The sequence below is a fragment of the Aquitalea sp. LB_tupeE genome (assembly GCF_013391415.1).
GTDB lineage: Bacteria > Pseudomonadota > Gammaproteobacteria > Burkholderiales > Chromobacteriaceae > Aquitalea.
This window is the reverse complement of the sequence record NZ_JACAXB010000018.1, coordinates 291,561-318,174: the sequence shown is the minus strand read 5'-3', so window position 1 is coordinate 318,174 and position 26,614 is coordinate 291,561. Positions and strand designations below refer to the sequence as shown.

The 26,614-nt window shown below is 58.3% G+C and carries 28 protein-coding genes; 17 read left to right on the top strand and 11 right to left on the bottom strand.

All coding sequences use genetic code 11. The features are described from left to right. Positions 1 to 246: 246 nt before the first annotated feature. From trxA to HWX34_RS10830, 10 genes are all read right to left on the bottom strand, one after another. Positions 247 to 609 (bottom strand): thioredoxin, encoded by a 363-nt coding sequence (trxA, locus tag HWX34_RS10875; RefSeq protein ID WP_178972247.1) that lies wholly within the window; start codon positions 607 to 609, stop codon positions 247 to 249. 150 nt (positions 610 to 759) lie between these two features. Next, a complete protein-coding gene (locus HWX34_RS10870) occupies positions 760 to 1,107 on the bottom strand; it encodes a 5-carboxymethyl-2-hydroxymuconate Delta-isomerase (RefSeq protein WP_178972246.1) in 348 nt (115 codons plus the stop codon). Position 1,108: 1 nt separating this feature from the next. Then, positions 1,109 to 2,059 (bottom strand): class I SAM-dependent methyltransferase, encoded by a 951-nt coding sequence (locus HWX34_RS10865; RefSeq protein ID WP_178972245.1) that lies wholly within the window; start codon positions 2,057 to 2,059, stop codon positions 1,109 to 1,111. A gap of 116 nt (positions 2,060 to 2,175) precedes the next feature. Beyond that, positions 2,176 to 2,700, bottom strand: coding sequence for a pantetheine-phosphate adenylyltransferase (coaD, locus tag HWX34_RS10860; RefSeq protein WP_045848205.1), 525 nt, complete (start codon positions 2,698 to 2,700; stop codon positions 2,176 to 2,178). Positions 2,701 to 2,879: 179 nt separating this feature from the next. Beyond that, positions 2,880 to 3,851, bottom strand: a complete 972-nt coding sequence (locus HWX34_RS10855) for a peptide ABC transporter ATP-binding protein (protein WP_178972260.1) — start codon at positions 3,849 to 3,851, stop codon at positions 2,880 to 2,882. Further along, entirely contained in the window at positions 3,851 to 4,822 is a 972-nt protein-coding gene (locus HWX34_RS10850; RefSeq protein ID WP_178972244.1) for an ABC transporter ATP-binding protein, read from the bottom strand. Before HWX34_RS10850 ends, HWX34_RS10855 begins: the two co-directional genes overlap by 1 nt. Positions 4,823 to 4,832: 10 nt before the next feature. Then, complete coding sequence (locus HWX34_RS10845; RefSeq protein WP_178972243.1) at positions 4,833 to 5,756, bottom strand: ABC transporter permease subunit; 924 nt, start codon at positions 5,754 to 5,756, stop codon at positions 4,833 to 4,835. 17 nt (positions 5,757 to 5,773) lie between these two features. Then, positions 5,774 to 6,802 carry an ABC transporter permease subunit gene (locus tag HWX34_RS10840; protein WP_178972242.1) on the bottom strand — a complete coding sequence of 343 codons (1,029 nt, stop codon included), beginning with the start codon at positions 6,800 to 6,802 and terminating at the stop codon, positions 5,774 to 5,776. Between the two features lie 434 nt (positions 6,803 to 7,236). Continuing rightward, positions 7,237 to 8,835, bottom strand: a complete 1,599-nt coding sequence (locus tag HWX34_RS10835) for an ABC transporter substrate-binding protein (RefSeq protein WP_178972241.1) — start codon at positions 8,833 to 8,835, stop codon at positions 7,237 to 7,239. A gap of 174 nt (positions 8,836 to 9,009) precedes the next feature. After that, positions 9,010 to 10,131, bottom strand: coding sequence for a beta-ketoacyl-ACP synthase III (locus tag HWX34_RS10830; RefSeq protein ID WP_178972240.1), 1,122 nt, complete (start codon positions 10,129 to 10,131; stop codon positions 9,010 to 9,012). A gap of 347 nt (positions 10,132 to 10,478) precedes the next feature. Here HWX34_RS10830 and iscR point away from each other — a divergent pair, with 347 nt between their 5' ends. The 17 genes from iscR to HWX34_RS10745 all read left to right on the top strand — a co-directional run bounded on the left by iscR (position 10,479) and on the right by HWX34_RS10745 (position 25,360). After that, complete coding sequence (gene iscR, locus HWX34_RS10825) at positions 10,479 to 10,973, top strand: Fe-S cluster assembly transcriptional regulator IscR (RefSeq protein WP_178972239.1); 495 nt, start codon at positions 10,479 to 10,481, stop codon at positions 10,971 to 10,973. A gap of 27 nt (positions 10,974 to 11,000) precedes the next feature. Beyond that, positions 11,001 to 12,218 carry an IscS subfamily cysteine desulfurase gene (locus HWX34_RS10820; protein ID WP_045848181.1) on the top strand — a complete coding sequence of 406 codons (1,218 nt, stop codon included), beginning with the start codon at positions 11,001 to 11,003 and terminating at the stop codon, positions 12,216 to 12,218. Positions 12,219 to 12,286: 68 nt separating this feature from the next. Beyond that, positions 12,287 to 12,670 carry a Fe-S cluster assembly scaffold IscU gene (gene iscU / locus HWX34_RS10815; protein WP_059286360.1) on the top strand — a complete coding sequence of 128 codons (384 nt, stop codon included), beginning with the start codon at positions 12,287 to 12,289 and terminating at the stop codon, positions 12,668 to 12,670. A 12-nt stretch (positions 12,671 to 12,682) separates the two neighbouring features. Next, complete coding sequence (gene iscA / locus HWX34_RS10810) at positions 12,683 to 13,006, top strand: iron-sulfur cluster assembly protein IscA (protein ID WP_178972238.1); 324 nt, start codon at positions 12,683 to 12,685, stop codon at positions 13,004 to 13,006. 79 nt (positions 13,007 to 13,085) lie between these two features. Then, complete coding sequence (hscB, locus tag HWX34_RS10805; protein ID WP_178972237.1) at positions 13,086 to 13,619, top strand: Fe-S protein assembly co-chaperone HscB; 534 nt, start codon at positions 13,086 to 13,088, stop codon at positions 13,617 to 13,619. 58 nt (positions 13,620 to 13,677) lie between these two features. After that, complete coding sequence (gene hscA / locus HWX34_RS10800) at positions 13,678 to 15,537, top strand: Fe-S protein assembly chaperone HscA (RefSeq protein ID WP_178972236.1); 1,860 nt, start codon at positions 13,678 to 13,680, stop codon at positions 15,535 to 15,537. 9 nt (positions 15,538 to 15,546) lie between these two features. Beyond that, entirely contained in the window at positions 15,547 to 15,888 is a 342-nt protein-coding gene (gene fdx / locus HWX34_RS10795; RefSeq protein ID WP_178972235.1) for an ISC system 2Fe-2S type ferredoxin, read from the top strand. 70 nt (positions 15,889 to 15,958) lie between these two features. Beyond that, entirely contained in the window at positions 15,959 to 16,153 is a 195-nt protein-coding gene (gene iscX, locus HWX34_RS10790; protein ID WP_178972234.1) for a Fe-S cluster assembly protein IscX, read from the top strand. A 193-nt stretch (positions 16,154 to 16,346) separates the two neighbouring features. After that, positions 16,347 to 16,973: a glutathione S-transferase family protein gene (locus tag HWX34_RS10785; protein ID WP_178972233.1), complete on the top strand. Its 627-nt coding sequence runs from the start codon at positions 16,347 to 16,349 to the stop codon at positions 16,971 to 16,973. Positions 16,974 to 17,066: 93 nt separating this feature from the next. Further along, on the top strand, positions 17,067 to 17,684 hold the full coding sequence (udk, locus tag HWX34_RS10780) for a uridine kinase (RefSeq protein ID WP_045848206.1): 618 nt from the start codon (positions 17,067 to 17,069) through the stop codon (positions 17,682 to 17,684). A 563-nt stretch (positions 17,685 to 18,247) separates the two neighbouring features. Next, positions 18,248 to 19,522, top strand: a complete 1,275-nt coding sequence (locus HWX34_RS10775) for an amino acid deaminase (protein WP_178972232.1) — start codon at positions 18,248 to 18,250, stop codon at positions 19,520 to 19,522. 67 nt (positions 19,523 to 19,589) lie between these two features. Continuing rightward, positions 19,590 to 20,942 carry a gluconate:H+ symporter gene (locus tag HWX34_RS10770; protein ID WP_178972231.1) on the top strand — a complete coding sequence of 451 codons (1,353 nt, stop codon included), beginning with the start codon at positions 19,590 to 19,592 and terminating at the stop codon, positions 20,940 to 20,942. 55 nt (positions 20,943 to 20,997) lie between these two features. After that, positions 20,998 to 22,473 (top strand): amidohydrolase family protein, encoded by a 1,476-nt coding sequence (locus HWX34_RS10765; protein WP_178972230.1) that lies wholly within the window; start codon positions 20,998 to 21,000, stop codon positions 22,471 to 22,473. Positions 22,474 to 22,492: 19 nt separating this feature from the next. Next, positions 22,493 to 22,879, top strand: coding sequence for a RidA family protein (locus HWX34_RS10760; protein WP_178972229.1), 387 nt, complete (start codon positions 22,493 to 22,495; stop codon positions 22,877 to 22,879). Positions 22,880 to 22,953: 74 nt separating this feature from the next. Beyond that, positions 22,954 to 23,862, top strand: a complete 909-nt coding sequence (locus HWX34_RS10755; protein ID WP_218645136.1) for a sugar kinase — start codon at positions 22,954 to 22,956, stop codon at positions 23,860 to 23,862. An 80-nt stretch (positions 23,863 to 23,942) separates the two neighbouring features. Then, positions 23,943 to 24,590 (top strand): tlde1 domain-containing protein, encoded by a 648-nt coding sequence (locus HWX34_RS10750; protein ID WP_178972228.1) that lies wholly within the window; start codon positions 23,943 to 23,945, stop codon positions 24,588 to 24,590. Positions 24,591 to 25,000: 410 nt separating this feature from the next. Next, on the top strand, positions 25,001 to 25,360 hold the full coding sequence (locus HWX34_RS10745) for a hypothetical protein (protein ID WP_178972227.1): 360 nt from the start codon (positions 25,001 to 25,003) through the stop codon (positions 25,358 to 25,360). Positions 25,361 to 25,615: 255 nt separating this feature from the next. Here HWX34_RS10745 and HWX34_RS10740 read toward each other — a convergent pair whose 3' ends face one another. Continuing rightward, on the bottom strand, positions 25,616 to 26,512 hold the full coding sequence (locus HWX34_RS10740) for a hypothetical protein (protein WP_178972226.1): 897 nt from the start codon (positions 26,510 to 26,512) through the stop codon (positions 25,616 to 25,618). Between the last annotated feature and the right edge of the window lie 102 nt (positions 26,513 to 26,614).

The following is a 26,614-nucleotide window of genomic DNA, read 5'->3' as shown; positions in this document are numbered from 1 at the left end:
CATTTTGCTAAAAACCCGGCAAACCTTCCGCTAAGTCACTGAACGGTAATGCTTTATGAAATACGGGTTTTATGACTGTTTTGCTGCGGGTGCACAGCCCGTCATGCGTTACCGCCTATCCTGCCAGTGAAAAAGGGGCTGACGCACGCAAAAAGTCGGTCTCGGTACTGAAATAAACACAAGCACAGGCAGCAAAAAGCCCGGCGGGGCCGGGCTTTTTGCATGGCGTGCATTGAAGCACTGTCATCATTCTTCTTGCGCGGCGATGTCTGCCTTGACCTTTTCCATGTCCAGGTCACGCAATGCCTTGATCAACTCTTCCAGTTGCGCCGGCATCATGGCGCCAGCCTGGTTGAACACAATGATGCCGTCCTTGAGTGCCATCAGTGTCGGAATGGAACGGATCTGGAAATGGCCAGCCAGCTCTTGTTCTTCTTCGGTGTTGATTTTGCCAAACACGATGTCGGGATGCTTGAGCGCGGCCGCTTCGAAGGTAGGGCCAAACATTTTGCACGGACCACACCATTCGGCCCAAAAATCCAGAATGACGATGCCGCCCTTGTCGACGGTTTCATTGAAACTGCTGCCGGTGATATTGATGGTGGCCATGCTGCGCTCCTTGCCGGTAATCGGCATATATATAGGTGGTAGCAGCAAGATGGGACTGGGCTGGCGTTTTGCAAGAGTAGTAATGCACATCGCCATCGGCCATCAATGATGAAGGCCCGCAAATGCGGGCCTCTCTATATAGTGCAGATCTTACAGCGAGAGCTTGCGGTAGCTGTCGCGCTCCATCTGACAGACTTCCACGCAAAGCTGGGTGCCCGCAGGGCCTTGGATCTGCTGTTGCAAGACGGGCAGCAGGCTGTCGGATAGTTGCTGGCGCGTGGGTAGGTCGCGTCCGGTCAGGATGTGCAGTTGCACATGCACAAACGGGGCGTTGCCAGGCGTGGTGCCGGTCAGCCAGTCTTGCAACAAGATGGCCCGGCTTTTGATGTCTTCTGCCTGAAACTGGCCGCTGGCCAATAAGGCCTGATTGATGGCCAGCAAGGTGGCGGGGACATCCAGCTGCAATCCACTGCTGTATTGCATGATGACTTGTGGCATGTCAGCTGGCTTTCTTTTTCAGTTGGTAACACTGGTGAATCTTGCGGTTGCGGAAGTCTTCCGGCACCGACTGCACGCTGATGTCGCGGATGTGGTAGTCCTCGGCCAGGCGTTCGTCCAGCACGAAGCTGCGCAGATTATTGGAGAAGTACAGCGTACCACCCGGTGCCAACAGCGCCATCGCATAGTCGATCAGCCAGACGTGGTCGCGCTGAACGTCCAGAATATCCTGCATTTTCTTGGAATTGGAAAAGGTGGGTGGGTCCATCACGATGAGGTCAAACTGCTTGCCCTCGTCCACGGCTTGTTCCAGATACTGGAATACGTCGGCGCGCACCAGTTGATGGCGGGCGAGGTCCAGTCCGTTCAACTCGAAATTGCGGCGCGACCATTCCTGATAGGTATTGGACATGTCGACGGTTTCCGAGCTGACTGCTCCGCCAGCACCGGCGTAAACGGTAAAGCTGCCGGTATAGGCAAACAGATTGAGAAAGCGCTTGCCGGCGGCTTCTTCGCGCACACGCTTGCGGGTGTTGCGGTGATCCAGAAACAGGCCGGTATCCAGATAGGCATCCAGATTGACGATGAAACGCTGGCCGAACTCCTGCACGATGAAGTCATCGCCCAGCTTGCCCACTTTTTCGTACTGGCTGACGCCTTTCTGGCGGCGGCGGCTTTTCAGGGTGATGGCGGACGGATCCCGTCCGGTGACTTCGGCGATGGCAGCCATGATGGCGGCAATCCATTGCTGGTAGACATCATCTTCCATTTCCCAGCCGGTATCGTACTCCTGCAGATGCACCCGCTCGCCGTACAGGTCTACCGCCAGCGGAAACTGCGGTACATCCTTGTCGTAGACACGCCAGGCATCCAGCCCCTGACGGGAGGCCCACTTGGCGTAGTGCTTGTAGTTTTTCTGCAGCCGGTTGGCAAAGGCGGAGACATCGAACATAACATTCCTTGGCGACAGCAGCCGGTATGCCACTGCCGGATAATTCATTCGGACAAAAACAAAACGCGCGCCAGCATAAGCGACCGGCGCGCGCAGCAGCAAGTCCGCCTGAGCGCCTATTCCGGCTGGTACATGGCGATGAGCTTGCGGTAGACCGGCTCGGGCAGATACTGGCGAATCATGTTCTGCCAGCCACGCGGACCAACCAGGCCCTTGACCATGGTAGAAGACACTTCGGCATATTCCCGCGGTGGCAGCAGGAAGATGGTGGTGATGTCCGGGTGCAGGTCGGAGTTGATGTAACGCATGGTGCGTTCGTATTCGTAGTCGCTGGCGGTGCGAATACCGCGAATGATGTAGTTGGCACCGATGCTCTGGGCGTAATTCACCAGAAACTGGTTTTCGAATACATCGACCCGCAGCTTGTTGAAACCACGTGTGACGGCACGCAGCATCTCGACACGCTCGTCCACACTGAAGGTACAGTGCTTTTCCGGGTTCACGCCGACTGCCACGATGAGTTCGTCGAACAGCTCTACAGCTTCGCGAATCATCCACAAGTGACCGTTGGTGACCGGGTCGAAACTTCCGGCATACACGGCTCTTTTCACTTCTCGTTTTCCTTTGGATGTGTGTGCCATGGCGACTGTATCGTGCAGTAGTGGGAGGGTAAAGGCATTTTTGTTGCGCTGCGCCAAAAATGCGGCATAACAGCAGGGTTTTGCGTCATTTACATCATGATTGCAGAACATTCTGGTGCAAGAAGCAAGAAAGGCCGACAAAAAGCCGGCCTTTACAAGAAAAACCGCACCGGAATGGGTCAGCTATTGATGCTTTCCGCGTGATGGCAGGCCACCATGCGCTCATCCAGCGCACGCAGCTCCGGCACTTCCTGCTGGCAGCGCTCGCTGGCAAACGGGCAGCGCTTGTGGAAGGTGCAGCCAGATGGCGGATTCAGCGGACTGGGCAGCTCGCCGTGGATCTTGATCTTGACGCGCCGGTCTTCCGGGTGAATGGAAGGCGTGGCGGACAGCAAGGCCTGGGTATAAGGATGCAGCGGGCGGGAATAGATTTTTTCCTTGGCCCCCACTTCCACCGCACGGCCCAAATACATCACCATCAGATCATCCGCCACGTGCTCCACCACCGCCAGATTGTGCGAGATGAACACATAGGCGGTGTTGAACTCTTCCTGCAGATCCATGAACAGATTGAGCACCTGGGCCTGGATGGACACGTCCAGTGCCGAGGTAGGTTCGTCTGCCACCACGATCTTGGGGTTGAGCATCATGGCGCGGGCGATGGCGATACGCTGACGCTGGCCCCCGGAGAACATGTGCGGGTAGCGGTAGTAATGTTCCGGACGCAAACCGACCCGCGTCATCATGGCGCGCACGCGCTCTTCGCGTTCGCTGGCGGACAGGCTGGTATTGATGTCCAGCGGCTCGCCCAACTGGGTGCCAATCTTCTGGCGCGGGTTGAGCGAGGCGTAAGGGTTCTGGAACACCATCTGCACCTTGGTGCGCATGGCTTTCAGTTCGGCCTTGCTGGCCTTGGCGGCATCCTGCCCGTCCAGTAGTAGCGAACCGGAAGTCGGCGGCTCGATCAGCGTCAGCTGGCGTGCCAGCGTGGACTTGCCACAGCCGGATTCGCCCACCACCGCCAGCGTCTTGCCGGCTTGCAATTCAAACGATACGCCGTTCAGCGCCTTGACCTGTGCCGACGGCTTGAGAAAACCCTGGGCCACATCGTAATAACGGGTGAGGTCCCGTGCCTGCAATACGGTACTCATCATGCCTCCTTGGCCGTAATCGGGTAGTGGCAGCGTACAACGCCACCGTCAATGGCGGTCAGGCCCGGTCGCTGGGCCTTGCACTTGTCCTGGACATAGGGACAGCGCGGAGACAACAGGCAGCCACTTGGCCGGTCGTACTGCCCCGGTACGATGCCAGGCAGAGTGGACAGGCGATGCGCGCCCTTGCTGTGTTCCGGAATGGACTTGAGCAGCGCCTCGGTATACGGATGGGTCGGTGTGCGGAAAATACCCGGCACCTTGGCCATCTCGGCCACTTGCCCGGCGTACATCACCGCTACCTTGTGCGCTACTTCGGCTACCACGGCCAGGTCATGGGTAATCATGATCAGCGCCATGTTCTGGCTTTTCTGCAGATTGACCAGCAGTTCCATGATTTGCGCCTGGATGGTGACATCCAGCGCGGTGGTGGGCTCGTCGGCAATCAGCAGCTTGGGATTACAGGCAATGGCCATGGCAATCACCACGCGCTGGCTCATGCCGCCGGACAACTGGTGCGGGTAGGCATTCAGCCGGCTGGCCGCCGCCGGGATTTCCACCATTTCCATCAATTCTAGCGCGCGTTGCTTCAGTGCGGCACCACGCAGTCCCTGATGGATCTTCAGCACTTCCATGATCTGGTAACCCACGGTGTAGCTGGGGTTGAGCGAGGTCATCGGGTCCTGGAAGATCATGGCAATATCCTTGCCGACGATCTTGCGACGTTCACGCGCCGAGATGGTGAGCAGGTTCTTGCCATCAAATTGCAGGGTATCGGCCACAATGCGGCCCTGCCCTTCCAGCAGGCCCATCATGGCCATCATGGTGACCGACTTGCCCGAACCGGATTCGCCGACGATGCCGACGATTTCGCCCTGATTGACGATCAGGTCCAGTCCTTCAACTGCGCGGAAGGGATTCTTTTCCGAACCGAACTCCACCGAGAGGTTCTTGATTTCCAGCAGACTCATACTTCCCTCCTCAGGCGGCGCGCTTCAGTTTCGGGTCCAGCGCATCGCGCAGGCCGTCACCCATCAGGTTGATGGCCAGTACCGACAGCAAAATGGTGAGACCAGGCAGCGACACCACCCACCAGGCACGTTCGATGTAATCACGGGCCGAGGCCAGCATGGTGCCCCACTCCGGGGTAGGCGGTTGTACGCCGAGGCCGAGAAAACCCAGTGCGGCAATTTCCAGAATGGCCGACGAGAAACTCATGGTGGCATGCACGATCAGCGGTGCCATGCAGTTGGGCAGCACGGTGTTGAACATCAGACGTAACAGACCGGCACCGGAGACGCGCGAAGCGGTAACGTAGTCACGGTTCAGTTCGGTCATGGCCGAGGCACGGGTCAGGCGCACATAGGCAGGCAGGGACACCGTGGCAATGGCAATCATGGCATTGAGCAGGCCAGGCCCCAGAATGGCCATGATGGCCACCGCCAGCAGCAGAGACGGCAAGGCCATCATGATGTCCATCACCCGCATGATCACCCCACCCAGCACCTTGGGGAAGAAGGCCGCCAGCAGGCCCAGCACCACACCGGGCACCATGGCCAGCAGCACCGAGCACAGGCCGATGAACAGCGACAGGCGTGCACCATAAATCAGACGCGACAGGATGTCGCGGCCCAGTTCGTCCGTGCCCAGCAGGAAGGCGCTGGAACCACCATCCAGCCAGGCCGGGGGCGTCAGCAGGTGATCACGGTATTGCTCGATAGGGCTGTACGGTGCCACCAGCGGGGCCAGCACGGCGCACAGCACCACAATGATCATGAAGATCAGGCCGGCAACCGCGCCCTTGTTATAGGAAAAGCCCTGCCAGAATTCCTTGATTGGCGAGGGATAGTTGACTGCCGCATCTTCAGCGGGCACGGCAGCGTTCTGCATGTTTGCATTAGTCATGTCGATACCTGCAAGCGTTATTTGGCGTGACGGATGCGCGGGTTGGCAACACCGTACAGAATGTCCACGATGAAGTTGGTGATGATCACCAGCGTGGCCACGATCAGGATGCCGTTTTGCACCACCGGGTAGTCGCGGCGGCTGATGGCGTCAATCAGCCACTTGCCGATGCCGGGCCAGGAGAAGATGGTTTCGGTCAGCACCGCTCCACCCATCAGCGTGCCCACTTGCAGGCCGATCACCGTCAGCACCGGAATCAGCGCATTGCGCAGGGTATGCACGAAGATCACCCGCGCCGGGGACAGGCCCTTGGCCCGTGCGGTACGCACATAGTCTTCACGCAGCACTTCCAGCATGGAGGAACGGGTCATCCGCGCAATCACCGCCAGCGGGATAGTCCCCAACACGATGGCCGGCAGAATCAGGTGCATCAGCGCATCCTTGAAGGCACCGGCATTGGCCGACGGATCGGCCGCTTCGGCCAGCCAGGTGTCGATCAGCATGAAACCGGTACGCGGCGTGATGTCGAAGGCCAGATCCAGCCGGCCGGAAACCGGCGTCCAGCCCAGCTTGACCGAGAAGAACATGATGAGGATCAGGCCCCACCAGAAAATCGGCATGGAAAAACCGGTGAGCGAAATGCCCATCACCCCATGGTCGAAAATGGAGCCGCGCTTGATGGCGGCAATCACCCCGGCCAGCAGGCCGAACACCACGGCAAAGGCCATGGCGGCCAGTGCCAGTTCCAGCGTGGCGGGGAACAGGGTTTTGAACTCGGTCCACACGCTGGTTTTGGTCACCAGCGACTCACCCAGATTGCCATGCAGCAAATTGCCGATGTAATCGACGTACTGCGCGTACAGCGGCTTGTCCAGCCCAAGTCGGTGCATGGCATCTGCATGCATTTGCGGGTCGAGTGTGCGCTCACCCACCATGACTTCCACCGGGTCGCCGGGGATCATGCGGATAAGGCCGAAGGTGAGCAAGGTAATGCCGAAGAACGTGGGAATCAGCAAACCCAGCCTGCGGAAAATGAAAGACAACATACGTACTTCTCCCGTGTATCCGGCCTGCTTTACAGCATGGCAGACGGATACCGTTATTTCAGACCCAGGTCATGGATGGGAATGTCATGAAAACCGGCAAGGAAAAAGCAGCAGGACAGCAGAAGGGAAGCGCGGGGGTGTCGGGCCGAAGACGCCAGCTGAACCACCCACCTACATCAGCTACGCCTTCGCCGCGACGGAGTGAACGATATCACCCGGCGGCAAGCATGCCTTTGATGCAGGTCAAGCCTGTCGCCATGTGGTGATGGCGCAAGACTGTGTCACTTCCGGTATGTACTGCCGATGCTGCATGACCAGGCCTGCCGGCGCCACCACTCTTGTTCTGCTGACAGGATGCGGCAGGGTTTCATGCAAAACATCGGGGGCTTGCGCCCCCGATGCCAAAGACCTCCCGGCAAGGAGGTCGGACTTGCTTACTTGACGCTGACGCCGTAGAAGGAGTTCAGGCCGAACGGGCTGACCTTGAAGCCAACCACCGACTTGGACATCGGCTGAACCACGGTGGAGTGCGCCACGGTGGTGAACGGCAGCTGCTGCTTGTAGATTTCCTGTGCCTTCATGTACAGCTTGGTGCGCTCGGCCACATTGGTGGTGCGCTTGGCTTTTTGCAGCAGGTCTTCAAACGGCTTGTAGCACCACTTGGCAAAGTTGTTGCCGTTCATGGCTTCGCAACCCAGCTGGGTGCCCAGCCAGTTGTCCGGATCACCATTGTCACCGGTCCAGCCAATCAGCATGGCATCGTGCTCGCCAGCCTTGGCGCGCTTGATGTACTCACCCCATTCGTAGGTGGTGATCTTGGCCTTGACACCGATCTTGGCCCAGTCAGCCTGTACCATTTCGGCCATCAGCTTGGCATTGGGGTTGTACGGACGCTGTACCGGCATCGCCCACAGGGTGATGTCAAAGCCGTTCGGGTAGCCGGCCTTGGCCAGCAGGGCCTTGGCTTTTTCCACGCTGTACGGCGCATCCTTCAGGCTCTTGTTATAGGACCACTGGGTCGGCGGCATCGGGTTGGTGGCAGCCTGGCCTGCACCCTGATACACGGCGTCGATGATGGCTTTCTTGTTGACCGCCATGTCCAGCGCCTGGCGCACTTCCAGTTTTTCCAGCGGCTTGTGCTTCACGTTGTAGGCCAGGTAGCCAAGGTTAAAGCCAGCTTGGGAAATCACGTTCAGCTTGCTGTCGGCCTTCATCGCGGCGATGTCGGTCGGACGCGGGTAAGCGGTGATCTGGCACTCGCCTGCCTTCAGCTTCTGGTAACGCACGGACGGATCGGTGGTGATGGCAAACACCAGGTTATCCACTTTCGGGCCATCAACCTTGTCCCAGTACTGCTTGTTGGCAGCAAAGCGGATCTGGGAGTCTTTCTGGTAGCGCTTGAAGATGAAGGGGCCAGTACCCACCGGTTGCTGGTTGATCAGCTGCGGGGTGCCTGCCTTCAACAGCTTGTCGGCATATTCGGCCGACTGGATGGAGGCAAAGCTCATCGCCAGGTTCTGCAAGAAGGCCGCGTCAATGCTCTTCAGCGTGAACTTGACGGTATTGGCGTCTACCTTTTCAACCTTGGTGATGTTTTCATCCATGCCCATATCGGTGAAATACGGGAATTCGGTCGGATAAGCCTTGCGGAAGGCGTTGTTCTTGTTGAGCATGCGGTCGAAGGTGAACACCACGTCGTCCGCATTGAAGTCGCGCGTCGGCTTGAAGTAGTCAGTGGTCTGAATCTTCACGCCCTTGCGCAGATGGAAGGTGTAGGACAGGCCGTCAGCAGCCACATCCCATTTTTCGGCCAGGCCCGGTACCACCTTGGTACCGCCACGCTGGAATTGCACCAGGCGGTTGAATACGGTTTCGGCAGAGGCATCAAAGTCGGTGCCCGTGGTGTACTGACCCGGGTCGAAACCCGCCGGGCTGCCCTCGGAGCAATATACGAGCGTTCCTGCAGCTTGTGCAGCCATCGAGGCCGAGGCGATCAGGCCGGCGGCCAGCAGCATTTTCTTTGCAGCTTGCATTGTTCTTCCTTTTCCTTGTGTACGACTTTGCGTCTTGTTCGATCTTTTGTATCTCACAGCACACCTTGTGGGTCTGCATTGGTGGAATACATTAGGCAGAGAGGTCTGGTTTGACAAGCATCCTGCCCCATTTTCCCTTTTCTGCTTCCTGCCGCAGGCTGGCAAGGGCAAAAACTAGCACTTTTTCACCACAACACTGCCCACCGAGTAGCCAGCGCCAAAAGACGAAATCACGCCGACATTACCTTTGCTCATACCAGCTCGTCGCAAATGGAATGCGATGATGGAACCGGCCGAGCTGGTATTGGCATAGCGGTCCAGAATGACCGGCGCTTCCTGCTCGATGGCATCCCGCCCCAGCACACGGCGGGCTATCAGCTGGTTCATGGCCAGATTGGCCTGATGCAGCCAGAAGCGGCTGACCTGCTGCGCAGAAATGCCCAGCTGCTCGAGGTGCTGAACGATATGCTCGCCCACCATCGGACACACTTCCTTGAACACCTTGCGGCCTTGCTGCACAAACAACTTGTCGACCTGACCGATGCCCTGCTCGTCACAGCGGTTCAAAAAGCCGAAATTGTTACGGATATTGTTAGAAAACACGGTAGCCAGACGGGTACCCAGAATCTCGAACTGCTCGGACGACGTGGCCGATTCGGCAGCTTCCAGCACCAGTGCGGTGCAGGCATCACCAAAGATGAAATGGCTGTCGCGGTCGCGGAAGTTAAGGTGGGCGGAGCAGATTTCCGGGCTGATTACCAACACGGCGCGCGCCTGGCCGCTCTGGATGGCATTCACCGCAGTCTGGATGCCAAAGGTGGCGGAAGAGCAGGCCACATTCATATCGAAGGCATAGCCCTGTACGCCCAGTGCCTGCTGGATTTCAATGGACACCGCCGGATAAGGGCGCTGCATGTTGGAGCATGCCACCAGTACCATGTCGATATCTGCAGCAGTCTTGCCCGCCTGCTCCAGCGCCGCCGTGGCCGCAGCCACACCCATTTCGGCCTGAATGGACAACACGTCATTACTGCGCTCCGGCAGATACGGCGTCATGCGAGTCGGGTCCAGCACCCCTTGCTTGTCCATCAGGAAACGTTGCTTGATGCCGGATGCCTTCTCGATGAATTCGGCACTGGATTCGGCCAGCGCAACCATGGTTCCGGCTGCGATGTCAGCCGCGTGTGCTGCATTCCAGCTGGCAACATATTGATTGAAGGCGACGACCAGTTCTTCGTTGCTGACAGCGTGCGGCGGCGTGAACAAGCCGGAGCCGCTGATAACCACTTTCTTCATTTCCCTGTCTCTCTTTGACAAAGACACCGCCAGTGACATGCGGCTAACACGGCACAAGTGCTAGCTCACAGGAATGACCACATGCCACAGGCAGTACCTGTGATGGCGCCTATGTAAACAGGCGTTTGCTTGAATGATACACCAAGCAATGCACAGCCCTGCAATTAAAGCCCCCAGCTCTTGATAAACCTAGTAAAATGCTCAACTTTGCCTATGTTTTGCTGCTTCTGGCCCGACGCATGCAGCATGTCTTGTCCGCTAGTGCGCTATTACTGCGCGATTAATAGTTGACAAATTTAGTCGGGAATTGGGTATAATCAACTTAACCACCCACCGGAGTAAAAAACATGCGTCTCACTACCAAAGGCCGCTTTGCGGTTACTGCCATGCTGGACCTGGCCATGCGTGAAGCCAATGGCCCGGTAACCCTGGCCGGCATCAGCGAGCGCCAGAGCATTTCCCTTTCCTATCTGGAACAGTTGTTCGGCAAATTGCGCCGTTCCGAACTGGTAGATAGCGTACGCGGCCCTGGCGGCGGCTACACCCTGGCCCGCATCCCTGCCGATATTTCCGTGGCCGACATCATTGCCGCCGTGGACGAGCCGGTTGATGCCACCCAGTGCGGCGGTCGCGAAAACTGTCACGACAACCACCGTTGCATGACCCACGACTTGTGGACCAACCTCAACGCCACCATTTTCGACTACCTGGCCAAAGTCACCCTGGGCAGCCTGGTTGAAAAGCAGCGCGCCAAGGAAGCAGCGGCCAAAGACAACAATGTAATGCAGGACAAGCGCGAAAGCAGCCCCCGTATGACTGCCTCCGCCTCCAGCGCTCTGTAAGCGCACCGCATCCCCGGAGAATTGATAATGAGTCAGCTCAAGCTTCCCATCTACCTCGACTATTCCGCTACTACCCCGGTTGATCCCCGTGTTGCCGCGAAGATGATTCCCTATCTGACCGAGCAGTTCGGCAACCCGGCCTCGCGTAGCCACAGCTTTGGCTGGACGGCGGAAGAGGCTGTAGAGAATGCGCGGGCGGAAGTGGCCAAGCTTTTGAATGCCGACCCCAAGGAAATTGTCTGGACTTCCGGTGCCACCGAGTCCGACAACCTGGCCATCAAGGGTGCTGCCCAGTTCTATAAGAGCAAGGGCAAGCACATCATCACCGTCAAGACTGAACACAAGGCGGTGCTGGATACCTGTCGCGAGCTGGAACGCCAGGGCTTTGAAGTGACTTATCTGGGGGTGCAGGAAAACGGCCTGATCGACATTGAAGAATTCAAGGCGGCCATCCGCCCGGACACCATTCTGGTGTCGGTGATGTACGTCAACAATGAAATCGGCGTGATCCAGGACATTCCGCAAATCGGTGAAATCTGCCGTGAAAAAGGCATCATCTTCCATGTTGACGCCACCCAGGCACCGGGCAAGGTGAAGATGGACATGAATGTGCTGAAGGTGGACCTGATGAGCCTGTCGGCACACAAGGCTTACGGCCCGAAGGGCATTGGTGCACTGTATGTACGCCGCAAGCCCCGCGTTCGTCTGGAAGCCCAGATGCACGGTGGTGGTCACGAGCGCGGTTTCCGCTCCGGCACCCTGCCGACACACCAGATTGTCGGCATGGGCGAAGCCTTCCGCCTGGCCCGTGAAGAGATGGACAGCGAGAGCGAACGCATCCGCATGCTGCGCGACCGTCTGTGGAACGGCATCAAGGACATGGAAGAGGTGTACATCAATGGCGACATCGACCAGCGTGTACCGCACAACCTCAATGTCAGCTTCAACTTTGTTGAAGGCGAAAGCCTGATCATGGCGATCAAGGACCTGGCTGTTTCCAGTGGTTCGGCCTGTACTTCGGCCTCGCTGGAACCGTCCTACGTGCTGCGTGCCCTGGGCCGCAACGACGAAATGGCACACAGCTCCATCCGCTTTACCCTGGGTCGCTTCACCACCGAAGAAGAAATCGACTTCGCCATTGCGCTGTTGAAAGATAAAATCGGCAAATTGCGCGAACTGTCCCCGCTGTGGGAAATGTTCAAAGAAGGCGTAGACCTGAATTCGGTACAGTGGGCAGCCCACTGAACTATCAATGATTTTGCGGGAGTAACTGGCTCAGGACAGCCGGGCTCCCGCCAGCAGGAGAGAGAATCATGGCATACAGCGACAAACTGATGGACCACTACGAAAACCCGCGCAACGTGGGCTCTTTCGAAAAAGGCGATGATAGCGTGGGCACCGGCATGGTGGGCGCACCGGCCTGTGGCGACGTGATGAAGCTGCAGATCAAGGTAAACGCCGATGGCGTGATTGAGGACGCCAAGTTCAAGACTTACGGCTGTGGTTCGGCCATTGCCTCGTCTTCCTTGGTAACCGAATGGGTCAAGGGCAAGTCGCTGGATGAAGCCATGGCCATCAAGAACACCGCCATTGCTGAAGAACTGGCCCTGCCGCCGGTCAAGATCCACTGCTCCATCCTGGCCGAAGACGCCATCAAGGCTGCAGTGAGCGACTACAAGCAAAAACACGGCAAGTAAGGAGCTTCGGACATGGCCATCACCCTTTCAGCTAGTGCAGCCAATCACGTCAGCCAGTTCATTGCCAAGCGTGGCAAAGGCCTAGGCATCCGCTTGGGGGTGAAAACCTCCGGTTGCTCCGGCATGGCCTACAAGCTGGAGTTTGTTGATGCCGCCACCGACGACGACATCACCTTCGAAAGCAATGGTGTAACGGTATTCACCGATGCCAAAAGCCTGGCCTACCTGGATGGCACCGAACTGGACTACACCAAGGAAGGGCTGAACGAGGGCTTCAAGTTCAACAACCCCAACGTCAAGAACGAATGTGGTTGTGGCGAAAGCTTCAACGTCTGATTGCCAGACTCGCCCACCTGAGCCGGGCTGCCACCAGTGGCGGTCCGGTTGTCATCCTGCAGTCCAGTAGCCCAAGGCCATGACTACCGAATTCTCCCAGGACTTCTTTCAGCTGTTCGGCCTGCCGCGCCGCTTTGTGCTGGACAACCAGCAACTCGAACAATCCTGGCGCGCCGCCGCCGCCGCCGTCCATCCAGACCGTTACGCCAGCAGCCCCGATGCAGAAAAACGCATGGCGCTGATGCAGGCCACCCGGGTGAACGAAGCCTATCAAACCCTGAAAAGCCCGCTGCGCCGCGCCCGCTACCTGCTGTCCCTGCAAGGCCGCGACACCCAGGAAGAAACCAACACCAGCATGCCGGTGGATTTCCTGATGGCGCAAATGGAATGGCGCGAAAACATTGAAGAAGCCCGCGACGGCAGCAATGTCGAAGCACTGGAAGCCCTGTCAGGCCAGCTGCGCCGGGAAAACCGTACGCTGGTGGAAGACCTGGCCAGCGCACTGGATGACGCGGGAGATTTGGACGCCGCCGCCCTGATGGTGCGAAAATTGCGCTTTCTGGAAAAACTAGACCAGGAAATCGGCGACGCCATTGAAACCCTGCTGGGCTAAACCGCCATCCCTGTGCACCTGATGTTAACGCTCACGCGACAACAATAAAGATTCCGTCATGGCTCTACTACAAATCGCCGAACCCGGCCTGTCCGCCGCCCCACACCAGCATCGACTCGCAGTCGGGATAGACCTTGGCACCACCAACTCGCTGGTGGCCACGGTAAGAAGTGGTTCTGCCACCGTGCTGGCCGACGAGTTTGGCCGCAGCCTGCTACCCTCCGTGGTGCGTTACCAGGACGATGGCTCGGTTACGGTGGGCTACGATGCCCAACGCCAGCAGAACCATGACCCGCACAACACCATCACCTCGGTAAAACGTTTCATGGGCCGCGGCCTGTCCGACATCAAGGACGCCGGCAGCCTGCCCTACCGTTTTGTCGACGCTCCCGGCATGGTGCAACTGCATACCGCCGCCGGGGTAAAAAGCCCGGTTGAAGTGTCTGCCGACATCCTGCGTGCCCTCACCCAGCGCGCAGAAGCCAGCCTGGGGGGCGAACTGACCGGCGCGGTGATTACCGTCCCCGCCTACTTTGACGACGCCCAGCGCCAGGCCACCAAGGACGCCGCCCGTCTGGCCGGCCTTACCGTACTGCGCCTGTTGAATGAACCTACCGCAGCAGCCATTGCCTACGGCCTGGATAACGGTGCCGAAGGCACTTACGTGGTGTACGACCTGGGTGGTGGCACCTTCGACATTTCCATCCTCAAGCTCACCCGTGGCGTGTTTGAAGTGCTGGCCACCAGTGGCGACTCGGCCCTGGGCGGCGACGACTTCGACCACCGCGTCTACTGCTGGATTCTGGAACAGGCCGATCTGCACGGCCTGTCGGCCCAGGACACCCGCCTGCTGCTGACCCGCGCGCGTGAAGCCAAGGAAGCACTGACCGAACACAGCGACACCCGCATCACCGCCATTTTGTCCGATGGCCATGCCATCGACCTCACGCTGGACCAGGACACTTTCCGCCGCATCACCAAAACCCTGGTGGATAAAACCCTGCTGCCGGTACGCAAGGCACTGCGCGATGCCGATATCAGCGCCGAAGACGTCAAGGGCGTAGTGATGGTAGGCGGTGCCACCCGTATGCCGCACATCCAGAAAGCAGTGGCTGATTTCTTCGGCCAGCCGCCGCTGACCAATCTGGACCCGGACAAGGTCGTCGCACTCGGTGCCGCCATCCAGGCTAATGTACTGGCCGGCAACAAGGGCGAGGACGAATGGCTGCTGCTGGACGTGATTCCGCTGTCGCTGGGCATCGAAACCATGGGCGGCCTGACGGAAAAAATCATCCCGCGCAACAGCACCATTCCGGTGGCGCGTGCGCAGGAATTTACCACCTTCAAGGATGGCCAGACCGCCATGTCCATCCACGTGCTGCAAGGTGAACGCGAGCTGGTGGCCGATTGCCGCAGCCTGGCGCAATTCGTGCTGCGCGGCATTCCGCCCATGGTGGCCGGTGCTGCCCGCATTCGCATTACTTTCCAGGTGGATGCCGATGGCCTACTGGCAGTATCTGCTCGCGAAATGACCAGCGGTGTGGAAGCCAGCATCGAGGTGAAACCGTCCTACGGCCTGTCCGACGACGCCATCAGCCAGATGCTGAGCGACTCGCTGGCCCATGTGCAGGACGATATCGAGGCACGCAAGCTGCGCGAAGCCATTGTCGATGCCGACAGCCTGCGCGACGCCACCCTCACCGCCTTGCAGATTGATGGCGACCTGCTGTCCGCCGACGAAACCACTGCCATCCGCCTGGTGCTGGACGAGCTGCAAGCCGCCGTTGCCAGCCAGACCACGCTGGCAGTCAACCAGGCCACCCACCGCCTGAACAAGGCCACTGAAGACTTTGCCGCCCGCCGCATGGACCGCAACATCCAGCGCGCACTCAAGGGCCAGAACATTGCCGAGCTATAAGGACAACCCATGCCACGCCTGATTGTGCTGCCCCATGCCGACCTCTGCCCCGAAGGCGCAGTGATCGACGACGCCGAAACCGGCAAGAACATCTGTGAAGTACTGCTGGAACACGATATCGAAATCGAACACGCCTGCGAGCTGTCCTGTGCCTGCACCACTTGCCACTGCATCGTGCGTGAAGGTTTCGATTCGCTGAACGAAGCGGACGAGCTGGAAGAAGACATGCTGGACAAGGCCTGGGGTCTGGAATCCCAGTCGCGTCTATCCTGCCAGGCGGTGATTGGCGAGGAAGACCTGGTGGTGGAGATTCCGCGCTACACCATCAACCACGCCCGCGAACACCATTAAGACGCTCCCCATCCCCGCCAGCCACGGCAGGACGGGGATGGGGCCTGGTCATGCACAGCAGGAGAACACAATGAAATGGACCGACGTTAACGACATCGCCATCGAACTGGTGGAAACCTACCCCGATGTCGACCCCAAGACCGTGCGCTTTGTCGACCTGCACAACTGGGTAGTCAGCCTGCCCGACTTCAACGACGACCACAGCCGTGGCGGCGAGCGTGTGCTGGAAGCCATCCAGCAAGCCTGGATCGACGAGGCAGAATAAGCGCCGCTCTATACCACCGCTATCCCAAAGCCCGGCCACGCCGGGCTTCTTCATATTCACACCCCCACTACCCACTCCCTACTCCCCACTCCCCACGCCCTGCCACGCTGGCCGCTTATGACAGCCTGCTATAAGATGGTTCATCCCCCTACCCTGCCACCATGCCATGGTGGTGCTGTCATGGAGTCGAACCATGTTTACCCTGATCATCGGCAACAAAAACCTGTCATCCTGGTCGCTACGCCCCTGGCTGGTACTGAAAATGCTGGGCGAACCCTTCGAGGAAAAGCACATCGACCTCACTGCCAGTGACAGCAAGGCACGCATTCTGGCCTGTAACCCGGCAGGCAAGGTCCCGCTACTGATCGACCAGCAACTGCGCATCAGCGACAGCCTGGCCATCTGCGAATACCTGGCCGACTGTTTCCCGGCCGCCGGGCTATGGCCGGATGACATCGCCAGCCGGGCCATGGCCCGCTCTGCAGTGGCCGAGATGCACAGTGGCTTTCAGGCACTGCGCAGCGAGCTGCCGATGAATGTGTGTGCCGACAACCTTGGCTTTGTCCCCAGCGCAGCCGCACAGGCAGACATCGACCGCATCACCAGCCTGTGGGAAAGCCTGCGTCAGCAAAACCAGCATAACGGCCCCTTCCTGTTTGGCCACTTCACCATTGCCGACGCCTTCTTCGCCCCGGTGGTGTGGCGCTTTGTCAGCTACCATGTCGCGCTCAGCGGCCATGCCGCCGACTATGTCAAACACATGCAGCAACTGCCGGCCATGCAGGAATGGCATGCGGCGGCCAAGGCGGAAGCACAATAGGCCGGGAATGCCGCATTTCTGATGGAATAACGCGCCATAACTCATTAGAATGGCGCGTTTTTTCATGCCTTCGCGCAGCAAGAGGTTCACAGCATGACTACCCCGTTCATCATTGGCGTTGCCGGCGGCAGCGGCAGCGGCAAGACCACGGTCACCGCCAAGGTACTGGAAACCGTAGGCCCGGACATGGCGGCAGTCATCGTGCAGGACTACTACTACCGGGACCAGGCCCATCTCACCTTCGAACAGCGCCTTGCTACCAATTACGATCACCCGCATGCCTTCGACTGGCCATTGTTGATCGAGCACATTGAAGACCTGCTGGCCGGACGCGCCATCGAGATGCCGGTGTATGACTTCACCCATCACACCCGTGCCGCCGAAACCATCACGGTGAAACCGGCCCCGGTCATCGTGATTGAGGGTTTGTTCCCGCTGTACGATGCTGCGCTGCGCGACATGATGTCGCTGAAGATCTTCGTGGACACCGACCCGGACGTGCGTTTCATCCGCCGTCTGCAACGGGATATCCGCGAGCGCGGCCGCACCGTGGACCATGTGATCGAACACTATCTGGCCACCGTGCGTCCCATGCACAATCAGTTCATCGAACCCACCAAGCGCTTTGCCGATGTGATTCTGCCGCATGGTGCCAACGACCCGGCAGTCGATATCATCACCACCAAGGTAGCCAGCCTGATCAACAGTTAACCACTGCTGACAAAAACCTGCTGCCAGGTTGCGCCGCCTTGCCGTACACCTTGTACTGTCTGTGGCGGCATGGCTGGCACCATAAACTCCCCCCCCTTGTCAGCTGCGCCAAGTGCTGACCCGCAGCTCCCTCGTGACGCTACATGCCGGGCAGTCATCACCAACTGCGACAAGCACCGCCCTCGGCATGCGGCAATGCAACAATCCTTGCTCTGCACACCATCACAAGACTGCCCGCTTGCCACCTGACGCAGTCACTTCCCTGTCCTGTCAGGCCAGTTCGTCGTAAAAAAACACCGTTTTTTCAATGACTCATCACCCCAGGGCATAGGCACTGCATGGATATGCAGTAGTTTCACCTGTCGGGAAGGGCTAGAAGGTACATCCTTTTGGCCAGATGTCAGTCCAGCCTGCTTACCGGAAAGTCTCTCCTCCTGCCGTGCGCACTCATGCAGCACCCGGTACTTATCCACAGCGAGCCGTATGCTGGTCTGCCCGCCAGTACCATCCCGAGCCATGCCTCACTCGCTGTGTTTTTTCAAAGCAATGGCGAGGAGACCTCCATGGCAGCGCATCCTTCTCTGGATACACCACTGAACACGGCCACCAAAGGCCTGGGCCATAGCCCGAACGACTGCACCTTGCACGATGTCGCCAGCCTGGGCTGGAACATCCTGCGCGAAGAAGTCAGCCTGCCGGTTGCCGTATTACGCCAAAGCCGCATTCAACACAATCTGCGCTGGATGCAGGATTTCATGCAGCGTTATGGCGTCAAACTGGCCCCGCATGGCAAAACCACCATGAGCCCGGCACTGTTCCACCTGCAACTGGAACACGGTGCCTGGGGCATCACCCTGGCCACCACGCCCCAGGTACAGGCTGCCTGGCAGCATGGCATCCGCCGTGTGCTACTGGCCAATCAACTGGTGGGCAAGGGCAATATGGCCATCATTGCCCGCCTGCAACAGGCCGATCCGGACTTCAGCTTCTGCTGCATTGTCGACTCTGCCGCCAATGTTGATGCACTCGGAGAGTACTTTGCTTCCCGCAACCAGCAACTGCGCATTCTGCTGGAATACGGCGTGGAGGGCGGTCGCACCGGCATCCGCTCCCCACAACAGGAAGAGGCCGTACTGGCAGCCATCGCCCGCTGGCCGCAATCGCTCCGCCTGGTCGGCGTGGAAATCTACGAAGGCGTACTGCAACAGGAGGCCGATATCCGCGCCTTCCTGCAAGCCGTGCTGGCCAGAACCCACGAACACGCCGCCCGCGGCCTGTTTGCCGAAGAAAACATCATTCTGAGTGGTGCCGGTTCTGCCTGGTACGACGTGGTGGCAGATGAGTTTTCCGGCTTCAACCCAGGCCAGCCGGTGGATATCCTGCTGCGCCCCGGCTGCTACCTGACCCACGATGTCGGCATCTACCGTCATGCCGAACAACGCATCCAGAGCCAGAACCCCATCGCCCGCGACATGGGCAGCAGCCTGCTGCCTGCATTGCAGTTATGGGCCTATGTGCAATCGGTGCCGGAACAAGGCCGCGCCATCATTGCGCTGGGCAAGCGCGATGCTGCCTTTGATGCCGGGTTGCCGCAGGTATCGCTGCATTTCCGTCCCGGACGGGACCAGGAGCCGCAGGAAGCACCTGCCGACTGGATGGTCGCCAGCATGATGGACCAGCACGCCTTCATGCGCATTCCGGCCGATGCCGACCTGCAAGTGGGCGACATGCTGGCTTTCGAAATCTCCCACCCCTGCCTCACTTTCGACAAATGGCGCCAGCTGCTGCTGGTGGATGACGCGCTGAATGTCACCGGCGTGGTGGAAACCCTGTTCTGACATCCATAAAGACCGCCCCTGCCCAAGCAGGAGGCGGCATTGCCACTGTCCCACTAAGGAGAAGTACATGACACCAGTTCTGGGCAGCCAGTTGCTGCTGTATGCCGCCATCGCCATCATCGCGCTGGTGGTCCTGATCGCCCGCTACCGCATCAACCCATTCATTGTGCTGACCGTGGTTTCCATCGGTCTGGCCCTGGCTGCACAGATGCCGGCCAAGGACATCATGGCCGCCTATGAGACCGGGGTGGGTAAAACACTGGGCCATATTGCGCTGGTGGTGGCCTTGGGCACCATGCTGGGCAAGATGATGGCTGAATCCGGCGGGGCCGAACGCATTGCCCTGACGCTGATCGACAAATTCGGCGAAAAGAACGCGCACTGGGCCATGGTGTGCATTGCCTTTGTCTGCGGTCTGCCACTGTTCTTTGAAGTGGGCTTCGTACTGCTGATTCCGATTGCCTTCACCGTCGCCAAGCGTGCCGGCGTATCCATGCTGCTGGTTGGCCTGCCCATGGTAGCCGGCCTGTCAGTGGTGCATGGCCTGGTGCCGCCGCACCCGGCCGCCATGCTGGCCGTGGGCGAATATGGCGCACAGGTGGGCAAAACCGTGTTCTACGCCATCATTGTTGGCGTACCCACCGCCATCATCGCCGGCCCCTTGTTTGCCAAATTCATTGCACCGCATATCCAGCTGCCGGCAGAAAACCCCATCGCCCAGCAATTTACCGAGCGCGAAGCCGCCCCGCGAGAACTGCCGGGCTTTGGCATCACCATTTTCACCATCTTGCTGCCGGTATTCCTGATGCTGCTGGGCGGCTGGGCCAATGTGCTGACGGAAAAAGGCAGTGCCATGAACGGCCTGCTGCAATTCATCGGCAACTCGGTAATTGCGCTATTGATTGCCACGCTGGTGAGCTTCTGGACGCTGGGCCTGGCGCGTGGTTTCAACCGTGACGACATTCTCAAGTTCACCAATGAATGCCTGGCCCCTACCGCCGCCATCACTTTGCTGGTGGGTGCAGGTGGCGGCCTCAACCGCATTCTGATTGAAACCGGCGTCACCAAGGAAATTATCGCGCTGTCGGCAGAGTTTCAGCTCTCGCCCTTGCTGTTGGGCTGGTTGCTGGCCGTGCTGATGCGGGTGGCTACCGGCTCGGCCACCGTGGCCATGACCACCGCCGCCGGCATTGTCGCGCCCATTGCCCTGGCCAGCGGCTACCCGCATCCGGAGCTCTTGGTACTGGCCACCGGCGCAGGCTCGCTGATTCTGTCCCACGTCAATGATGGTGGCTTCTGGCTGGTGAAAGAGTATTTCAACATGACGGTCATCCAGACACTGAAAACCTGGACCGTGCTGGAAACCCTGATTTCCGTGGTTGCCTTTGTACTGACCCTGGGGCTGGCCCAGGTCCTCTGAGTCCCCATACTTGGCGCTCCCGGTTAAGCCACCGGGAGCCTTCCGGAGAATCCGCATGCAACATCTGGATACCCTGATCCGTCAGGTCAATGTTGTCGATGGCAGTGGCGCAAACGCGTTTGTTGCCGACGTCGGCATTTGCCAGCAGCGCATCGCCTTGATCGGGCAAGCAGGCCAGGCGCAGGCCGAACATGAAATTGACGGCCGTGGCCTGACGCTGGCACCCGGTTTTATCGATGTGCACACCCATGATGACACCATGGTCATCCGCCAACCGCAGATGCTGCCCAAGCTCAGCCAGGGCGTCACCACCGTGATTGTCGGCAACTGCGGCATCAGCGCCTCCCCCGTCAGTCTGAAAGGCGAACCGCCAGACCCGATGAACCTGCTGGGCCCACGCGACGCTTTTTGCTACCCGCGCTTTGCCGACTACCGCGCGGCGGTGGAGCAGGCCGAACCCGCCGTCAACGTAGCGGCGCTGGTGGGCCATACCGCGCTGCGCAGTAATCATCTGGACCGGCTGGACCGCACGGCCAATGCAGACGAAATCAACGCCATGCGCGCCCAGCTGGCCGACAGCCTGCAGGATGGCGCACTGGGCCTGAGCACCGGCCTTGCTTATGCCTCCGCCTTCAGTGCCGACAGCAGCGAGGTGGAACAACTGGCTGTCGAACTGGCCAGCTTTGGTGGCATCTATACCACCCATCTGCGCAGCGAATTCGAACCGGTGCTGGAGGCCATGGACGAAGCTTGGCAAGTGGGTCGCCATGCCAATAGCCCGGTCATCGTCTCGCACATGAAATGCGCCGGCAAAGGCAACTGGGGACGCAGCCCGCAACTGCTGGCTTCGCTGGAGCATGCCGCCCGCCATCAGCAGGTAGGCTGCGACTGTTACCCCTACTCGGCCAGCTCCTCCACGCTGGACCTCAAACAAGTCACCAGCGATTTCGAGATTTTCATTACCTGGTCCACCCCGCACCCGGAAATGGCTGGTCAAACCCTGCAGGCCATCGCCGAACAATGGCAGCTGCCCTTGCTGGATGCCGCCCGCAGGCTGCAACCGGCAGGCGCGGTGTATCACGGCATGGACCCGGCCGATGTCGAGCGCATTCTCAGCCATCCGCTCACCATGGTGGGCTCGGACGGTCTACCGGAAGACCCACTGCCCCATCCGCGACTGTGGGGCGCGTTTCCGCGTGTGCTGGGCCACTACTGCCGCGAACGCAAGCTGTTCAGCCTGGAAACCGCCATTCACAAGATGAGCGGCCTGTCGGCCAGCCGTTTTGCCCTGGACGAGCGCGGCCTCATCCGCCCTGGCTACTGGGCCGACCTGGTGCTGTTTGATGCCGCCACCATTCATGACACCGCCAGCTTCCATTCACCGGTACAGCCAGCCCAAGGCATAGTCGCGGTCTGGGTGAATGGCACGCTCAGCTGGCAACACAAGACGCCCACCGGTGCGCGGGCCGGACGCTTTTTGCCGCGCACCCGCGATATACGCACCACCTTTCCCGTTACTCCCTCACTGTAAGAATGCAAGGAAACCCATCATGAGCGATCTCAAACGCTATGGCATTGCCGGTGGCACCGGTGGCCAGACCATGCCCTTTGCCCGCGCGGTACAAGCCGCCGACGGCTGGCTGTATGTATCCGGCCAGACCCCTATGGTCAACGGCGAAGTGATTGAAGGTGGCATAGTCACCCAGTCGCACCAGTGCATACAGAATGTCATGGCCATCCTGAAGGAAGCCGGATACGGCCCTGAGCATGTGGTACGTTGCGGTGTGTGGCTGGATGACACCCGCGACTTTGCCTCGTTCAACCGGGTATTCCTGCAGTATTTTGGCGAACATCCGCCCGCCCGTGCCTGCGTACAATCCAGCATGGTGATTGACTGCAAGGTGGAAGTAGACTGCATCGCCTACAAGAAGCCCTAAGTCCAAACCCGGTCCCGCCCGGCCCTTGTCCGCATGACAAGGGCCGGGCATCCCGTCACAGGAAAGACAGCACCATGCATATTGCCTGCCTTGGTGAAGGCATGATCGAACTGAGCGGCCAGCCGCTACAACGCCGCTTTGGTGGCGATACCCTGAACACTGCCATCTATCTGGCCCGCGTGTTGGCGGGCAGCCCCCATCAAGTGCGCTACCTGACCGGCATGGGACAGGACAGCATCAGCCGCCAGCTGTTAGCCGACTGGCAAGCCGAAGGCGTGGATGTCAGTCACATCGTCATCCAGCCAGGCAAACTGCCCGGGCTCTATATGGTGGAAACCGATGCCCGTGGCGAGCGCAGCTTCCTGTACTGGCGCAACGACAGTGCCGCACGCCATTACTTTACCTCCGGCATCGACTTTGCCAGCCTGCTGCACACCGCACAGTTGCAGGCCATCTACCTGTCAGGTATTTCGCTGGCACTGTTCAACACGCACGAACGCCAACGCCTGCTGCATGCACTATGCGACTTCTCCCGCGATGGCGGCAAAATCTGGTTCGACAACAACTTCCGCCCCTCACTGTGGAGCGCGGCACAGGCGCGTGCCGGTCACGAGGCCATCCTGGCGCTGGCCAATGTCGCCCTGCTGACGCTGGATGACGAACAGGCGCTCTACGGGCCGGAAAGTGCAGAAGCCGTCGCCGAACGCACGCTGGCGCTGGGCTGCAAGGAAGTGGTGATCAAGCGCGGTGGCGAGCCCTGCCTGCTGGCCAGTTCCGGCCTGCGCGAGGAAGTATTTGCCACTGCCGTGCCACAAGTGGTGGATACCACCGCCGCTGGTGATTCCTTCGCCGCAGGCTATCTGGCAAGCCGCGTGTTGGGCTATCCGCCCGCCCAGGCCGCAGCCTTCGCCCACCGCCTGTCTGCCGCCGTGATTGCCCACAGCGGCGCCATCATCCCACGCCAAGCCATGCCGCAGCGCTGATTGAATTACATCCAACACCGGCAACTCGCCGGTGTTTTGCTTTTGGTAGATCTCGCATGGAATGAATCAGGAGGCTGTCGATGGACGTGTATCGCTTGCGTAATGATCATTACTTTATGAGAACACTGCGCGAGCAGGCCCGGCATGCTCTGCATGGTGATACTTACCGTTTCACCGATCAGGAACTGTTTGACCTGATGAAGGTGGAAGAACATTTCAGGGAATGGCAGCGCAGGCAAGCCAGCTTGTTGTTCGATGGTGAAACCCTGTTTTGGCAAGAAGCCGGCCAGGAAAGAAAATGGACCGCTTATTCTGGTCGTGAAGGCTATTGGTCGCCGAAGTTTCAAAACCTAAGGGATAAAGGGCCGATTCCTGAAGGATTTTATCAAGCTCAGCAGAGTAAATTACAGTCTTGGAGTGAGGTAGATCAATTCAGCAAAAAATTCTGCTTTGCAGGCCTTGGAATTTGGCCTGGCTGTACAGAATCTTGGGGCGAGCAACGTGTGTGGTTAATGGCGAAATCACCTACAAATGTTTATGGTCGCAGTGGCTTCAGTATTCATGGCGGCAATACTCCCGGCTCAGCCGGCTATATTGATCTGACCCATAGCATGAATGATTTCACGAAACGATTTCGTTCATACGGCAAGGATATGGCATTAGAAGTACACTATAAACCCTTGCGTGATAGCAAAGGCTACCATAGCAGTCATATTTCTGCTAAATAGTTACTGTGCAGACCGGAGCGATGCATGAAAAAATGGGTAACACTGAGCGTGAAATTTATCACAAGCATTCTTTTACTGTTGTTCTTAATGTCAATGATGAATGACTTGCTATTCCCATACGATCAAGTGAGTGAGCAATACAGAATTTATCTATGGGAAATCCAGGGGCGTAGCAAAATATTTTTCTACTTATTAAACATTACAAACGTTGCCGTAACGCTTATTACATTAATCTCCCTATGGCTACCTATCACCTCTTTTAAAAAAATATTATTAGCATTACCTTTACTCATATTATTTACTTTGCAACTGGCATGCACATGGTGTCTCAATGATTGCTGGGACGGCTTGTAACAAACCTGCAACGCATGTGCATGGAAAAATATTCATCTCCAGCACTAAGGACAGCAATGCAAGCCTGGCTGCTAAGCGGACTGAAAATACTGCTCAGCCTTTATCTGCTTTTCACTACAATCGCTGGCGGCTTGTATAACATACTATCATCATTTGACGAAACACCAGACTACCATAGAGTCTTTCTACTCTTCGAGCAATTTTCTTATCCGCCTCAATATTATCACTACAAAAAATACCTGGAGATAGTCATTTATTATGGCTGGGCAGTATTTGATATCATCGCAGCAGGACTAGCTCTATTAATGCTATGGCAACCCATTCAAATAAATAACAAGTGGCTGTTATGGCTGCCATTCATTGCCAATACATCAATATTTATTTACTTTTGCCTGCTCATGTATCGCGTACTGTAGTAGCGACAGATTAACTTACCGTACGACACCCAGCATTTTATAGAAGCCACCAAGAAAACAATTCCTATCATTTCGCTGGGTGTGCATTACATCCAGACCGGCAGCGCCCTTACCCCGGCTCGGTCACCGGGCGTGCCACCTTTACCATGAGCTATCAATGAATAGGGTGATTCCAGTCCCCTCCAATACCCAGCCATGCCGTACCCAATGTCAAAGAGGCCCTTATGGGTCTCTTTTGGCGGATATGAAACCAGTTCAGCGCCGCTTCCACCACCAGCTGGTATCCGGTTTGACATTACCGGGAGGTAATTCGGTATTGGCGATTTGTGTGGTGTGCCAGCCATTGGCGGCCAGCAGCTGGATGGCTTCTGCATGGTGACGCAGGAATAGCGCCTTGAAACTGCCATCGCGCTCGGCCAGTTTAAGGCCCTGCAGCACGCGCCCGGCCAGCTCAGTGTTTTGCTTGCTGACCCAGAAATAGACGGGGAAGGGGTAATAGATGGCCTTGGTTTTCTCCAGTGTCAGGCCGGGATAGCGCGGCAGTTGCTCCTTCATTTCGCTACCCACTTCATTCAGCCCGCGCGGGAATGCATCAAAACGGCCTGCCGCCAGCATCTCGAACAGGCTGTCATAGCCAATGGACGCCAGCATTTCGTAGCCGTTGTTCTTCATGATGGGATAATCGGCCCACTGGCTGTTAAGCCCCAGCCGGACACTGCTGCGAAACTGCTGTGCGTTCATGGCGGCAATACGGGCGACGTCTTCCTTGCGCACAAAAAACACCCGGTAACCGATGATGCCCTTGAGAATATCCAGGCGCACCGGTTGCAGCAGGTTTTCACGCTGTGCATTCGGGGCGAAGGCCACCACATCCACCTTGCCGGAACTGAGCAGCTGTTCGGCACGCCATTGCGTCACCTTGTCATTGAGCGGCACCAGCGCGTAGTGGCGGTGATCCAGCTTTTCCACATGATCCAGCGCCAGCTTGAGCAAGGCCCAGCGGTAGGTGTAAATGCTGCCACTGGGGTAATAGCGAATGACATTATCGGCGGCCTGGGCCGGTATGGCGGCTAGCAGGCAAATAAGCGCCAATAGCCGATTGCACCATGGCTGCCGGCAAGAGAAAAAGCTGGAAATACTGGATGATGGCATGCTGTCCCGTCCTGTGCTGCCTTAGCTTACGCAAACAATATGAAAGTTCATCGCTGTCTGCATGAGGGGCAGTCTGTCCCCCAGCATACTGCAGCACGAGGG